This window comes from Streptomyces sp. NPDC001732, assembly GCF_053596315.1.
This window is the reverse complement of record NZ_JBSFFY010000002.1, coordinates 425,544-439,303: the sequence shown is the minus strand read 5'-3', so window position 1 is coordinate 439,303 and position 13,760 is coordinate 425,544. Positions and strand designations below refer to the sequence as shown.

Sequence of the window (13,760 nt, the reverse complement as noted above, 5' to 3'; positions counted from 1 at the left end):
AGACTCGGTAAGCCGTGCGGTCAGTTCCCGGCCGGGGCCGGGCACCCGCGCCGTGACGGACGTGACGGGTGAGGGGGCCCTTCCGCAAACGTGCGTCGCCCCCGGCAGCGGGTGCTGCCGGGGGCGACGGGGTACGCGTGGAGAGGCGTACGGATCAGATCGGACCGCTTCGGACCGGACTGGACCGAACCGGTCCGGACCGATCGGATCAGATCAGGCCGAGCTCGCGGACCGCGTCGCGCTCCTCGGTGAGCTCCTTCACCGAGGCGTCGATGCGCTTGCGGGAGAACTCGTTGATGTCCAGGCCCTGGACGATCTCGTACTTGCCGTCCTTCGTGGTGACCGGGAAGGACGAGATGAGGCCCTCGGGCACGCCGTAGGAGCCGTCCGACGGGATGCCCATGGAGGTCCAGTCGCCCTCGGCGGTGCCGTTGACCCAGGTGTGCACGTGGTCGATGGCGGCGTTGGCGGCGGAGGCGGCGGAGGACGCGCCACGGGCCTCGATGATCGCGGCGCCGCGCTTGGCGACGGTCGGGATGAAGGTGTCGGCCAGCCACGCCTCGTCGTTGACGACCTCGGCGGCGTTCTTGCCGGCGACCTCGGCGTGGAAGATGTCCGGGTACTGGGTCGCCGAGTGGTTGCCCCAGATCGTCAGCTTCTTGATGTCGGAGACGGCGGCACCGGTCTTGGCGGCCAGCTGCGAGATCGCGCGGTTGTGGTCGAGGCGGGTCATCGCGGTGAAGCGCTCGGCCGGTACGTCCGGGGCGGCGGCCTGGGCGATCAGGGCGTTGGTGTTGGCCGGGTTGCCGACGACGAGGACCTTGATGTCGTCCGCGGCGTTGTCGTTGATGGCCTTGCCCTGCGGCTTGAAGATGCCGCCGTTGGCGGAGAGCAGGTCACCGCGCTCCATGCCCTTGGTGCGCGGACGGGCGCCGACGAGCAGGGCGACGTTGGCACCGTCGAACGCCTTGTTGGCGTCGTCGGTGATCTCGATGCCGCGCAGCAGCGGGAAGGCGCAGTCGTCGAGCTCCATCGCGGTGCCCTCGGCGGCCTTCAGACCCTGCGGGATTTCCAGGAGACGCAGGTTGACCGGCACGTCCGGGCCGAGCAGGTGACCGGAGGCGATGCGGAAGAGCAGCGCGTAGCCGATCTGGCCGGCTGCGCCGGTCACGGTGACATTCACGGGAGTGCGGGTCATGGCGATCTCCGTTAGACAGCTGGCGGTGGGCGTCCCTGCCCCTGGTGCTGGACATCCCTGGTCTGAATCTTGACGTGAAGAGATATCCGGCGATCAGGCTATCCGACCCCGGACCTCCCGGCGGCCCGGCCCCCTGTGGCACCGCACACAACCCGTCACACAGCGCTCACCCGGACGAATCCCGGTCACCCGGGAGGAGCCGGGCGAGTGGCGCGCCCGCCGCGCGCCGCCTGTTCGCCACTCCGTCGCGCCGCCTGTTCGCCACTCCGTTGCCGGACGATCACACCGTGGCGGAATGGTCACTTCCGTGCCACAGGCCAGGACGGTCCCTTGAACGCCCCCACCCCGTCGACCAGGCTGAACACAGGACGGGGCAAGGCCGGTCAAGTCGCCGCGGTCCGGGACGGAAGCGTTCCGGACCGGGTCTCGCCCCGGGTGTCCGTCCCTTCTCGGGGGAGGGGACGGGCACCACTCCGAAACGCGTGGCCGCCCGTACGGGCCGGGGCCGGCGGACCATGAACCGACGGAGTGTGAACCGACGAATCGGCGAACCCTGAATCAGCAGCCCCTGAATCAGCAAATCGTGAATCAGCGGATCGTGAAGTGGACGGCCTGTTCGAGGAACGGGATGTCCAGCCACGGTTTGGGCTGAGCCACCAGCGCGAGCATCACGATGAGGAAGCCGAGCACTCCGTAGGTCACCAGGTCGGTGAAGCGGGAACGGACCGCCAGCATGCCGACCGACCGGACCGTCATCCGCAGCACCGCGCCCCCGATGAGGGCCGCACCGATCAGCATCGTGCCGACCCGGAACGCCTCGGCGAAGGGGTCGAGCGCCACGATCAGCAGGCCGAGCCCCGCCGTGCAGAGCACGGCGAGCAGCGGCCACTGCCGGGCCGGGGCGGGCGCGTCCCCGGGCGCGGCCCGGCCGCCGCCCTCGGGGCGCGCGGTGTCCTTGGTGAACAGGGGGAACCTCCGGGACGTCCGTGGACCGGCGCCGGAGCCCCCTGCCGGGGTGCTGCCGGAACCGGTGGCCGCGACGCCCGCGCCCGTACCCTTCCCGGAGTCCGGGCCGGACACGTCCTCACCCGCGTCGGCATCGGTGTCGGTGGCGGTGTCCGACGACGCTTCCTCGCCGGTGCCGGTGGCGGCGCCGTCACCGGCACCGGCCTCGGCGCCCTTCTCCGAATCCGGGCCGGTCCTCTTCTCCGGACCGGCCTCCGTCTCCGCGCCCGCACCTGTCTTCGCGCCCGTGCCCGTGTGCGTGTCCTCGGCGGTCGGGTCGGCCGGACTCGTACCAGCACCCATGGGGCTCCTTCCGGATCGGGTCGGCAGGCTCAGACGGCGGCGGCCGCGTTGCGCTCGGCCGCCTCGACCACGTTGACGAGCAGCTGCGCGCGGGTCATCGGGCCGACGCCGCCCGGGTTCGGGGAGATCCAGGCGGCGACCTCGGCCACGCCCGGGTGGACGTCCCCGACGATCTTGCCGTTCTCGTCCCGGCTGACGCCGACGTCGAGCACGGCGGCGCCCGGCTTCACGTCCTCGGGCTTGATGATGTGCGGCACCCCGGCGGCGGCGACGATGATGTCGGCCTGCTTGAGGTGCGCGGAGAGGTCGCGCGTACCGGTGTGGCACTGGGTGACGGTGGCGTTCTCGGACCTGCGGGTCAGCAGCAGCGGCATCGGACGGCCGATCGTGACGCCCCGGCCCACGACCACGACGTTCGCCCCGTTGATCTCCACGCCGTGGTGGCGGAGCAGCTGGACGACGCCCTGCGGGGTGCAGGGCAGCGGGCCGGCCTCGTTCAGCACCAGGCGGCCGAGGTTCATCGGGTGCAGGCCGTCGGCGTCCTTGGCCGGGTCCATCAGTTCCAGGACGCGGTTGGTGTCGATCCCCTTGGGAAGGGGGAGCTGCACGATGTAACCCGTGCACTCCGGGTTGGCGTTGAGCTCCCGTACGACGTCCTCGATCTCCTCCTGGGTGGCGGTGTCGGGGAGTTCGCGCTGGATGGAGCCGATGCCGACCTGCGCGCAGTCGCGGTGCTTGCCGTTCACGTACCACCTGCTGCCCGGGTCGTCCCCGACGAGCAGGGTTCCCAGGCCAGGGTTGATGCCCTGTTCCCTGAGGGCCGCCACGCGGACGGTGAGATCGGACTTGATCGCGGCTGCGGTGGCCTTGCCATCGAGAATCTGGGCAGTCATGTCCCCATACTCGCGGATGACCCCGCCCGCATACCAATTCCAGGGGCCGTGAGCGGCGACGATGTTGCGCTTGGGCAACATCCGCCTGCCGCGACTGGACAAACTTACATTTCGCTTATAACGATTAAGTTCGCAGTGCCGCAGCAGTACCCGGGGGGCGGACCGCTGAACTCTTCTTTCCTCCGTGCGGCCGCATCGTCCCCGCACGCACGTTGGAGGAACGCCCACATGAGTTTCGGCGACCCGAACCCGAACCCGAACAATCCGTACGGCCAGCAGCCCCCGCAGGGCCAGCCCGGCTACGGCTACCCGCAGCAGCCCCCGCAGGGCCAGCCGGGTTACGGGTACCCGCAGCAGCCGCCGCAGGGTCAGCCGGGCTACGGCTACCCGCCTCAGGCCCCGGGCACGCTCCAGGCCAACAACGGCTACATCAACGTCCCGGTCCTCGGCACGGTCCAGGTCGCCTCGATGGGCCGCCGCCTCGGCGCGCGCCTCCTCGACGGCCTGATCATCGGTGTCCTCTACGGCATCCTGACCGCGGTCGGCGTGGCCGGCGCCATCGGCATCGCGAAGAGCGCCGACGACTGCGGCACCTACATGGACCCCGGTTACCAGTCCTGCGTGGACGAGGCGAGCGGCAGCATCATCGCCACCATGCTCGGCGCGATCGTCCTCTTCGGTCTGATCACGCTGCTCTACGAGTGGCTGATGATCGCGCTGGCCGGCGCGACCCTCGGCAAGATGGCCCTCGGCCTGAAGGTCGTCAAGGAGAACACCGGTCAGAACCCGGGCCTCGGCGGCGGCTTCATCCGCTGGATCATCCCGATCGTCGGTGCCTTCCTCTGCTACATCGGCGCCATCCTGGTCTACCTGTCGCCGTTCTTCGACAACTCCGGCAAGCTCCAGGGCTGGCACGACCGTGCCGCCGGGACCATCGTCGTCAAGAAGTAACGCGGCGCCTTTCCGCTCCGCTCGTACGCGAAGGGCCGGAACTCCTCTCGGAGTTCCGGCCCTTCGCGTTGTGGAACCGTCGGTGGAATCAGTGGAAGAAGTGGCGCGTGCCCGTGAAGTACATCGTCACGCCGGCCTTCTCCGCGGCCTCGATGACCAGCTCGTCACGGACCGAACCGCCCGGCTGGGCCACGGCCTTCACACCGGCCGCGGTCAGGATCTCCAGCCCGTCCGGGAACGGGAAGAACGCGTCGGAGGCGGCGTACGAGTCGCGGGCGCGCTCCTCGCCCGCCCGCTCGACGGCCAGCTTCGCGGAGTCGACGCGGTTGACCTGGCCCATGCCGACGCCGACCGAGGCGCCGTCCTTGGCGAGCAGGATCGCGTTGGACTTGACCGCGCGGCACGCCTTCCACGCGAAGGCGAGCTCCTTCAGCTCGTCGGCGGAAAGGGCCTCACCGGTGGCGAGGGTCCAGTTGGCCGGGTCGTCGCCGTCGGCCTGGAGGCGGTCGGTGACCTGGAGCAGCGCGCCGCCGTCGATCGGCTTGACCTCGACCTCGGCGGTCGGGGCGTCGGGGCAGCGCAGCACGCGGATGTTCTTCTTGCGGGCCAGCACCTCGACGGCGCCGTCCTCGTACGCCGGGGCGACGATGACCTCGGTGAAGATCTCCGCGACCTGCTCGGCCATCGCGACGGTCACCGGGCGGTTGACGGCGATGACGCCGCCGAAGGCGGAGAGCGGGTCGCAGGCGTGGGCCTTGCGGTGGGCCTCGGCGACGTCGTCGGCGATCGCGATGCCGCACGGGTTGGCGTGCTTGATGATCGCGACGCACGGCTCGGCGTGGTCGTACGCGGCCCGGCGCGCGGCGTCGGTGTCCGTGTAGTTGTTGTACGACATCTCCTTGCCGTGCAGCTGCTCGGCCCCGGCCAGGCCGCCGGTGCCGGTGGTGTAGAGCGCGGCGGGCTGGTGCGGGTTCTCGCCGTACCGCAGGACGTTGCTCCGCTCGTACGTCGTACCGAAGAAGTCGGGGAAGCCCGAGTCGTCGGCGGCGGCGTAGTCGTCCGCGAACCAGGACGCCACGGCGACGTCGTACGCGGCGGTGTGCTGGAACGCCTCGGCAGCCAGTCGCTTGCGGGCGGTCAGGTCGAAGCCGCCCGCCCTGACCGCGGCGAGGACATCGGCGTACCGCTGCGGGCTGGTGACGACGGCCACGGACGGGTGGTTCTTGGCGGCGGCGCGGACCATGGACGGGCCGCCGATGTCGATCTGCTCCACGCACTCGTCGGCGGACGCGCCGGAGGCGACGGTCTCCTTGAACGGGTAGAGGTTCACGACCACCAGGTCGAACGGCTCCACGCCCAGCTCGGCGAGCTGCTCGCGGTGGGCGTCCAGGCGCAGGTCGGCGAGGATGCCGGCGTGGACGCGCGGGTGCAGCGTCTTGACGCGGCCGTCGAGGCACTCGGGGAAGCCGGTGAGCTCCTCGACCTTGGTGACCGGGACTCCGGCGGCGGCGATCCTTCCGGCGGTGGAGCCGGTGGAGACCAGCTCGACACCCGCCTCGTGCAGACCGCGGGCGAGGTCTTCGAGCCCCGTCTTGTCGTAGACACTGACCAGGGCGCGACGGATGGGCTTATTCACCGACATGACCGAGATGAACCTTTCGTCCCTCAATGCGATAGCCGTCGCGGGCGAGCCGACCGACGGCCTCGACGAGCAGCTTGCGCTCGACTTGTTTGATGCGTTCGTGGAGGGCCTCTTCGCCCTCCGTCGTGTCCTCTTCGGTCACCTCGACCACGCCCTGCGCGATGATCGGGCCGGTGTCGACGCCGTCGTCGACGAAGTGGACGGTGCACCCGGTGACCTTCACGCCGTACGCGAGGGCGTCACGCACCCCGTGGGCACCGGGAAAGCTGGGGAGCAGGGCGGGGTGGGTGTTGACGAACCGGCCGCCGAACCGGGCGAGGAACTCCTTGCCCACGATCTTCATGAATCCCGCGGACACCACGAGGTCCGGACGGTGTTCGGCCGTCGCGGCCGCGAGCGCCGCATCCCACTCCTCGCGGGTGGCGTGGTCCTTGACCCGGCACACGAAGGTCGGCAGTCCGGCGCGTTCCGCCCGTTCGAGACCGGCGATGCCGGAGCGGTCGGCGCCGACCGCGACGACCTGTGCGCCGAAGCCCTCGGGGTCGTCGCCGATGGCGTCGAGCAGGGCCTGGAGATTCGTGCCTGAGCCGGAGACCAGTACGACCAGACGGGCCGGGGCGGCGGAGGAGGGCGGGGAGGCCACGGCTGGGCCCTTTCTCGCGTGGTGAAGCAGAGCGGTGCTGATTTGTATGGTCGTACGAAAGAACCGAGCCCCTCGATACGGGGAACTCTACGAACAAGTCGACCGTCAGCAACGATACCGGCACCTCGGGGAACCCCCACGGGACGGGGGTCACGGCCCCCCGGACCCGAAGCGCGCGCCCGGGTGACGGGTATCGGCCGTCCGTGCCCCGCTCCCCGCTTTCGGCGGCTCCTGGCCGGGAGGTAGCGTCAGGGGACAGCGAACCGTCCACAGGGCGGAAATGACGAGATGGGGAAGACGTTCACCACATGCCGGACCCACGCCGCAGCACCGCTTTCCGCCACCCGCTGCCCGAGCGGACCCCCCTGCTGATGCGGGAGCGCCAGTCCCCCACGGACTCTTCCTCTTCTTCCGGGCCTTCGGGGTCCACCGGGGCTTCCGGGTCCACCGGGCCTTCCGGGTCCACCAGGGCTTCCGGCTCCACCGGCCCTTCCGGCGCCGCGGACGACAATCCGTTCGCCGCGCCGCCCGAGAACCGGCCCGACCAGCCCTGGCAGCCCCGCCTCCCCTCGAACACCGGCAACGGCGGCAATGGCGAGGGGTCGTCCGAGGGCGGCTCCTCCGACGGCCGACCGGCCTGGGGCGGCCAGTGGAGCAGCAGGCAGCCCGGCCGCCAGGGCGGCGGCTTCGGCGGACGGCCCGGAGGCCAGGGCGGGCCGAACGGCCAGGGCGGACCCGAGGCCAATCCCGGCGGTCTGCGCTGGGACCCGACCGACCCCGCCCAGCGCCGGGCGCGCTACGCGCTGCTCTGCGGCATGTGGGCCTTCTTCTTCGCGATCTTCGACTTCCCGGAGATCGCCCTGCTGCTCGGCGCACTCGCCATGTACTGGTCGATCAGCTCGCTCCGGGCGAAGTCGCGTGGCGCCTCCGCCCCGGCCGGTTCCGCCCCGGCGTCGGGTGCGACGGCCGACGGACCGCTCCAGGGCTCCGGTGCCGGGCACGTCCCGGGGGCCGCGCCCGGCACCCCGGGCGCCCCCGCGGCTCCGGGCGGCGGCAGGCAGCAGACCACGGCCGCGGTCAGCGGTCTGGTGACGGCGCTGCTCGCGCTCTCGATCGTCGCGACGACGTTCACGGTGCAGCTGGTCTACCGCGACTACTACACCTGCGTGAACGACGCCCTGACCAAGTCCGGCCAGCTGGCCTGCAACGACCTGCTGCCGAAGCCGCTGGAGCCGTTCTTCGGCGTGAAGAACTAGGCTCTTCCGTCACGAGAAGGCCCCAGCGCCTCCCGGTCGGGTCCTTCGCCACGAGGGCCCGGCCGTTCACGGATTTCCGGACGGCCCGGTCTCTCCCGGCCGGGCCGTCCGCTCGTGCCACGGGTCGGTCGGCAGGAAGTCGTACGGTTCGAAGTCGTCGTCCTCGTCCGGGCCGGGTGCGACGGCCGGGCCAGGCACCCGGGCGGAGGAAGCGGGCACGGACGCCGTCGCACCGGCATCCGGCTTCGTTTTCGGTTTCGGCTCCGTTTTCGGTTTCGGGCCGGAGGGGGCACCCACGGGCACCCGGGCGGGGGAAGGGGCCGATACGGGTCCGGCATCCGGCGCGGACGGCTCGGTCCCGGCCGCGTCGCCGACGCCCCGGCGGCCGTACCACCGCCACCACCGTCGACCCCCGCCGTCCTCCTCCTGCCCGTCCCGCTGTTCCGGCCGCTGCTCCGGTTGTTCCGGCCGCGCCCCATCCGCGTCCCCGTCCCCCTCGTGCTCCCGCAGTCGCCAGGCCCTCAGCAGCAGCGCCCCCGGAACGCCGAGGAGCACCGTCCACCCCAGGGCCGCCGCCCCCGTCAGCCACCACACCGGCCCGAACTCCGCCAGGGCCCGGGTCCCGAGCGGCCCTCCCGAGGCCGCCGCCAGCACCGCCGTACCGACTCCGCACCCCACCGCGCCCAGGGCGGCCGTCAGCGCGGTCTCCCGCGGGTTCCACGCCTCCGCCCGTTCCGCACCGGCGGGCGCGGCCCGCCGCACCGTGAACCAGGCGACCGTCACCCCCGCCGCGACCGGCACCGCCCCGGCCGCCCAGTTCGGCGCCGTACCGGGGCCCTCGGCCGGTACCGCGGCGAGCAGCGGGAAGGCGGGCAGCGCCGGGCTCCCCGAGAAGGCCAGCGGGGTGACCGTGGACGCCGTACCGAGCGCGAAGCCCGGCCCGAGCCCGTACGCCGCGGCCCAGACCGCCGCGTTCGGCACCAGCACCGCCGCGAGCAGCATGACCGAGACCCGGCCCGCCCAGTCGTCCGAGAGCCGGACGAACGACTGCTGGGCGAGCTCCGCGTGCCAGATCAGCGCCACCGCGACGAGCAGCGCCCCACCGCCGAGCAGCACCGCCGTCCCGGCCAGGGCCGACCGGCACGCCGTTGCCGCCCGCTCCCCGAACCGGTCGCGCGCCAGCGCCTCGTGCAGCCGCACCGGCGCCCAGGACGGCAGCGGTCCGACCGGCCGCCCGGCCGCCGTCCAGGCCCCGGCCGCCGCCGCACCCACCACCACGACGGCCGCCGGGAAGAGCAGCGACGACGGACGCACGGACAGCGCACCGTCCCACGCGTAGCCCGCGACAACCGCCCCCACCAGCAGATATCCGCCGACGACCATGACGAGAGCGACCGCCGTCGAGGGCGCCGGGCGCTCCTCGTCGGGCTCCAGGACGTCCCGGACCGCCCGGTGCACCAGCCACATCGGCATCATGGCGAGCAGCAGCGGAACGAGGCCGATCGGAGCGGGGGCCCCGCTGAGCGTGTCGGCCCTGATCAGCTCGGCACCGTGCGCGAGCAGCCAGAGCCCGGCCGCCGCATGGAGAGCACCACCGGGGCCGCTGGCCGGTTCCGGGGAGCAGATCCACAGCGCCAGGACGAGCACGGTCAGCGCGCCCAGCCCCAGCCCGGCCGCGATCACCCCGCGCAGGAGGGCGAGGAGTGGCGCGGTGGACCGGCCGGGCTCCACCGACGACGGACTGCGTTCGGTCATTCGGGTCACACCGCAATGCTCCCAACGACACGCCCTTATTCCGCGTAACAGGCGAATGGCCGTTGTGTCGCTCAATATATGCTTATGTACTTTTCCACCCGGTGTAACTCCCACGGGGGTCCTGCATGACGCGGAGTCCGGCCGACCCGGCCGCTGCCCATCCGCTCCCCTCCCCCAAGGAGCGACGCAGACTGCGCGAGGCGAAGTCACTGAGTGAGGAGCAGGTGGCGACGGCCGTGGGCGTCACCCGCGCGACGGTCCGGTCGTGGGAGACGGGGCGCAGCACTCCCCGGGGGCGAAAGCGCGAGGTGTACGCCAGGCTGATCGACGGAGGCAGGACGGGCCCACAGGCCACGCCTCCGAACTCACGGACCAAGACGGCCACCGCGAACACCCGGCCGAAGGCCGCCGCCAAACGGGCCGCCCGTCCGACGTCACCGACGACGGTCGCGAGGCTGCCCAGGTCGGTGGTGTCCACGAAGCCGGGGCCGTCCGCGCAGCCGTCGCCCCGTCCGCCGAACCCCGTCGAAGCCACCGGGAGCACCGCCATGGCCCCGACCGAGCCCGGCACCACCCCCGATCTGCCCGGCACGTCCACCACCCGCCGCGCACCCGCCACCAGTCGCACGTCCACTGCGCCTGCGACACCCGTGGCACCTGAGAAACCCGCGGCACCTGCGAAACCTGCGAGGCCCAGGGCATCCGCAGCACCCACCACGCCCACTACGCCCCCCGCCTCCCCGGCGGCCCCGGAGAACGAGGCCGCCGAGGACCGGAGCGACGGGGACCGGACCGGCGGGCTCTCCCCCGCCGAGGCGTTCGACGCCCTGTACCGGCACTCCGCCGAGGCCCTCTTCCGGCAGGCCTTCCTGCTGACCGGGCGCCGGGGCCTCGCCCGGGAGTCCGTCGCGCGGGCCTTCTCCCTGGCCTGGGACCACTGGCCCGAGGTCGCGGTGGACCGGGACCCGGTGGGCTGGGTGCGGGCCGCGGCGTACGAGTACGCGGTGTCGCCGTGGCACCGGCTGCGCCGTACCCACCGCCGCCCCGACCCGCCGCAGGCCGAGCCCGGTGCGCGGGCCCTGCTCGACGCGCTGCTCGAACTGCCGCCGTCGTACCGGCGCACACTGCTGCTCCACGACGGCGTCGGCCTGGACCTGCCGGACACGGCGGCGGAGACGGAGGCGAGCACTCCGGCGGCGGCAAGTCGGCTGGTGAACGCCCGCGCCGCGATCGCCGAGCAGTTGTCCTCCGCACCGACGGAACCCGGCTCCGAGGCCGGGACCGCCGCCGGGGCCGGCTCCGGGGGCGGGACCGATTCCGATCCCGGGGCCGGGACCGGTTCCGGGCGGTCCGGGTCCGGGCCCGAGGCGTCCGCCGACCGGCCGGTGTCCCTGCACGAGCAGCTCGGCGCGCTCGCCCTGGCCCAGCCCTGCGGTTCGCTCCTTCCGCCCGCCGTGATCCGTGAGGTCAGCGAGCGCAAGGCACAGCTGTGGACCAGGGCGGCCGTTTCCTTCACGGTGCTGATCATCGGCCTGACGCTGTTCACCCTGGCGACGGCCGCGGTGCGGTACGAGACCCCGGCGTCACCCGCCCGGCAGGTCGACGGTGTGCCGCCGCACAGCGGTCCGCAGAAGCTGACGCCGAAGGACCTGAAGCTGCGGAAGAAGCTGCACGGCGAACTCGTACAGGGCCCGGCACGGCTGGTCCCCGGCACCGGCTGAGCCGAGCCCCGGCGGACCGACAGGAACGGCGGACCGACAGGAACGGCGCGGGCCCGTACCCCTTGATCGGGGTACGGGCCCGCGCCGTCTGTGCGGTGCCGCTGCGAGCAGTACGGCGATCAGGCGCCGAGGATCTCGCGCGCCAGCTTGGCCGTCTCGGTCGGCGTCTTGCCGACCTTGACGCCGGCGGCCTCGAGGGCCTCCTTCTTCGCCTGGGCGGTACCGGAGGAGCCGGAGACGATGGCGCCCGCGTGGCCCATGGTCTTGCCCTCGGGGGCGGTGAAGCCCGCGACGTAACCGACGACCGGCTTGGTGACGTTGGCCTTGATGAAGTCGGCCGCACGCTCCTCGGCGTCGCCGCCGATCTCACCGATCATCACGATCAGGTCGGTCTCCGGGTCGGCCTCGAACGCCGCGAGGGCGTCGATGTGCGTCGTGCCGATGACCGGGTCGCCACCGATGCCGACGGCGGAGGAGAAGCCGATGTCACGGAGCTCGTACATCATCTGGTAGGTCAGCGTGCCGGACTTGGACACGAGACCGATGCGGCCGGGCTTGGTGATGTCGCCCGGGATGATGCCGGCGTTGGACTGGCCGGGGGTGATCAGGCCGGGGCAGTTCGGGCCGATGATCCGGGTCTTGTTGCCCTTCGCGCTCGCGTACGCCCAGAAGGCGGCCGAGTCGTGGACGGCGATGCCCTCGGTGATCACGACGGCGAGCGGGATCTCGGCGTCGATCGCCTCGACGACGGCGGCCTTGGCGAAGGCCGGCGGCACGAAGAGGACGGACACGTCCGCGCCGGTCTTCTCCATCGCCTCGGCGACGGATCCGAAGACGGGTACCTCGGTGCCGTCGAAGTCGACGGACGTACCGGCCTTGCGCGGGTTCACGCCGCCGACGATGTTGGTGCCGTCACCGAGCATGAGCTTGGTGTGCTTCATACCGGTGGCACCGGTCATCCCCTGGACGATGACCTTGCTGTCCTTGGTGAGGAAGATAGCCATGGTGTTGGAGTCCCTCGTCCCTTACTTCGCAGCCGCGGCGAGCTCGGCGGCCTTGTCGGCCGCGCCGTCCATGGTGTCCACGCGCTGAACGAGCGGGTGGTTCGCGTCGGAGAGGATCTTGCGACCCAGCTCCGCGTTGTTGCCGTCGAGGCGCACGACCAGCGGCTTGGTGACGTTCTCGCCCTTGGACTTGAGCAGCTCGAGCGCCTGGACGATGCCGTTGGCGACCTCGTCGCACGCGGTGATGCCGCCGAAGACGTTGACGAAGACGGACTTGACGTCCGGGTCGCCGAGGATGATCTCCAGGCCGTTCGCCATGACCTCGGCGGACGCGCCGCCACCGATGTCGAGGAAGTTGGCGGGCTTCACGTTGCCGTGGTTCTCACCGGCGTACGCGACGACGTCCAGCGTCGACATGACCAGACCGGCGCCGTTGCCGATGATGCCGACCTGGCCGTCGAGCTTGACGTAGTTGAGGTTCTTGGCCTTGGCGGCGGCCTCCAGCGGGTTGGCCGCGGCCTTGTCCTCCAGAGCCTCGTGCTCCGGCTGGCGGAAGTCGGCGTTCTCGTCGAGGGAGACCTTGCCGTCCAGCGCGAGGATGTCACCGGAGGCGACCTTGGCGAGCGGGTTGACCTCGACGAGGAGCGCGTCCTCGGCGACGAAGGTGTCCCACAGCGTCACCATGACCTCGGCGACCTTCTCGGCGACGTCGGCCGGGAACTTCGCCTGGGCGACGATCTCGCGGGCCTTCTCGATCGTGACGCCGGTGTTGGAGTCGACCGGGACCTTCGCGAGGGCCTCGGGGGTCTTCTCCGCGACCTCCTCGATGTCCATGCCGCCCTGCACCGAGGCCATGGCCAGGAAGGTGCGGTTGGTGCGGTCGAGGAGGTACGAGACGTAGTACTCCTCGACGATCTCCGGCGCGGTCTCGGCGATCATCACCTTGTGGACCGTGTGGCCCTTGATGTCCATGCCGAGGATGTCGGTCGCGCGGGCGACCGCCTCGTCGGGGGTGGCGGCCAGCTTGACGCCGCCGGCCTTGCCGCGGCCGCCGACCTTCACCTGCGCCTTGACGACCGACTTGCCGCCCAGCCGCTCGGTCGCCTCGCGGGCCGCCTCAGGCGTGTCGATGACTTCACCGGCCAGCACCGGTACACCGTGCTTGGCGAAGAGGTCCCTCGCCTGGTACTCGAACAGGTCCACGCGCGTCCGTCCCTTAATCAATGGTCTCGCGGTTCGTTTTCTGCGTGGGCGTGCCGCGAGGGGCAACGTGACTGCTGTGTCACCAGGAAGGCGCACACGGTGACCCCGGTACGCGGCATGTCCATCTCGCAGGTTATCCCCGTGCCCCGCAGGACCCTAAATCACAGATCGCAACGGAGCGGTGAT

The 13,760-nt window shown here is 71.7% G+C and carries 11 protein-coding genes; 3 read left to right on the top strand and 8 right to left on the bottom strand.

The genetic code is table 11. The annotated features are described in order from the left end of the window. Window positions 1-208 precede the first annotated feature (208 nt). From ACWCXX_RS04790 to ACWCXX_RS04780, 3 genes are all read right to left on the bottom strand, one after another. The gene (locus ACWCXX_RS04790; RefSeq protein WP_451124252.1) at window positions 209-1,198 is read right to left on the bottom strand and encodes a malate dehydrogenase; all 990 of its coding nucleotides are present in this window, start codon (window positions 1,196-1,198) and stop codon (window positions 209-211) included. A gap of 588 nt (window positions 1,199-1,786) precedes the next feature. After that, a complete protein-coding gene (locus tag ACWCXX_RS04785) occupies window positions 1,787-2,506 on the bottom strand; it encodes a DUF3017 domain-containing protein (RefSeq protein WP_451124250.1) in 720 nt (239 codons plus the stop codon). A 29-nt stretch (window positions 2,507-2,535) separates the two neighbouring features. After that, entirely contained in the window at window positions 2,536-3,399 is an 864-nt protein-coding gene (locus tag ACWCXX_RS04780; RefSeq protein ID WP_451124248.1) for a bifunctional methylenetetrahydrofolate dehydrogenase/methenyltetrahydrofolate cyclohydrolase, read from the bottom strand. A gap of 228 nt (window positions 3,400-3,627) precedes the next feature. Between ACWCXX_RS04780 and ACWCXX_RS04775 the strand changes: the two genes are divergently transcribed. Further along, window positions 3,628-4,350, top strand: coding sequence for an RDD family protein (locus ACWCXX_RS04775; RefSeq protein WP_451124246.1), 723 nt, complete (start codon window positions 3,628-3,630; stop codon window positions 4,348-4,350). Window positions 4,351-4,438: 88 nt separating this feature from the next. On the opposite strand, the gene purH is transcribed toward ACWCXX_RS04775, so the two are convergent. Both purH and purN read right to left on the bottom strand, forming a co-directional pair. Next, the gene (purH, locus tag ACWCXX_RS04770; protein WP_451124244.1) at window positions 4,439-5,992 is read right to left on the bottom strand and encodes a bifunctional phosphoribosylaminoimidazolecarboxamide formyltransferase/IMP cyclohydrolase; all 1,554 of its coding nucleotides are present in this window, start codon (window positions 5,990-5,992) and stop codon (window positions 4,439-4,441) included. Continuing rightward, window positions 5,979-6,635, bottom strand: coding sequence for a phosphoribosylglycinamide formyltransferase (purN, locus tag ACWCXX_RS04765; RefSeq protein ID WP_451124242.1), 657 nt, complete (start codon window positions 6,633-6,635; stop codon window positions 5,979-5,981). Before purN ends, purH begins: the two co-directional genes overlap by 14 nt. A gap of 308 nt (window positions 6,636-6,943) precedes the next feature. Between purN and ACWCXX_RS04760 the strand changes: the two genes are divergently transcribed. After that, window positions 6,944-7,891 (top strand): hypothetical protein, encoded by a 948-nt coding sequence (locus ACWCXX_RS04760; protein ID WP_451124240.1) that lies wholly within the window; start codon window positions 6,944-6,946, stop codon window positions 7,889-7,891. A 66-nt stretch (window positions 7,892-7,957) separates the two neighbouring features. Here the strand turns inward: ACWCXX_RS04760 and ACWCXX_RS04755 are convergent, their stop codons facing one another. Then, window positions 7,958-9,646: a cell division protein PerM gene (locus tag ACWCXX_RS04755; RefSeq protein WP_451124238.1), complete on the bottom strand. Its 1,689-nt coding sequence runs from the start codon at window positions 9,644-9,646 to the stop codon at window positions 7,958-7,960. Window positions 9,647-9,771: 125 nt separating this feature from the next. Between ACWCXX_RS04755 and ACWCXX_RS04750 the strand changes: the two genes are divergently transcribed. Beyond that, window positions 9,772-11,367 (top strand): sigma factor-like helix-turn-helix DNA-binding protein, encoded by a 1,596-nt coding sequence (locus tag ACWCXX_RS04750; protein ID WP_451124236.1) that lies wholly within the window; start codon window positions 9,772-9,774, stop codon window positions 11,365-11,367. 119 nt (window positions 11,368-11,486) lie between these two features. On the opposite strand, the gene sucD is transcribed toward ACWCXX_RS04750, so the two are convergent. Continuing rightward, window positions 11,487-12,371 carry a succinate--CoA ligase subunit alpha gene (gene sucD / locus ACWCXX_RS04745; protein WP_451124234.1) on the bottom strand — a complete coding sequence of 295 codons (885 nt, stop codon included), beginning with the start codon at window positions 12,369-12,371 and terminating at the stop codon, window positions 11,487-11,489. Window positions 12,372-12,392: 21 nt separating this feature from the next. Further along, window positions 12,393-13,574, bottom strand: a complete 1,182-nt coding sequence (gene sucC / locus ACWCXX_RS04740) for an ADP-forming succinate--CoA ligase subunit beta (RefSeq protein WP_451124232.1) — start codon at window positions 13,572-13,574, stop codon at window positions 12,393-12,395. Between the last annotated feature and the right edge of the window lie 186 nt (window positions 13,575-13,760).

What these genes read in the sequence shown, in the direction of transcription:
- ACWCXX_RS04760 (WP_451124240.1), top strand. Translation starts at nt 6,944, where the DNA reads ATGCCGGACCCACGCCGCAGCACCGCTTTCCGCCACCCGCTGCCCGAG.
- ACWCXX_RS04790 (WP_451124252.1), bottom strand. Translation starts at nt 1,198, where the DNA reads ATGACCCGCACTCCCGTGAATGTCACCGTGACCGGCGCAGCCGGCCAG.
- ACWCXX_RS04780 (WP_451124248.1), bottom strand. Translation starts at nt 3,399, where the DNA reads ATGACTGCCCAGATTCTCGATGGCAAGGCCACCGCAGCCGCGATCAAG.
- ACWCXX_RS04785 (WP_451124250.1), bottom strand. Translation starts at nt 2,506, where the DNA reads ATGGGTGCTGGTACGAGTCCGGCCGACCCGACCGCCGAGGACACGCAC.
- purH (WP_451124244.1), bottom strand. Translation starts at nt 5,992, where the DNA reads ATGTCGGTGAATAAGCCCATCCGTCGCGCCCTGGTCAGTGTCTACGAC.
- ACWCXX_RS04755 (WP_451124238.1), bottom strand. Translation starts at nt 9,646, where the DNA reads ATGACCGAACGCAGTCCGTCGTCGGTGGAGCCCGGCCGGTCCACCGCG.
- sucD (WP_451124234.1), bottom strand. Translation starts at nt 12,371, where the DNA reads ATGGCTATCTTCCTCACCAAGGACAGCAAGGTCATCGTCCAGGGGATG.
- ACWCXX_RS04775 (WP_451124246.1), top strand. Translation starts at nt 3,628, where the DNA reads ATGAGTTTCGGCGACCCGAACCCGAACCCGAACAATCCGTACGGCCAG.
- ACWCXX_RS04750 (WP_451124236.1), top strand. Translation starts at nt 9,772, where the DNA reads ATGACGCGGAGTCCGGCCGACCCGGCCGCTGCCCATCCGCTCCCCTCC.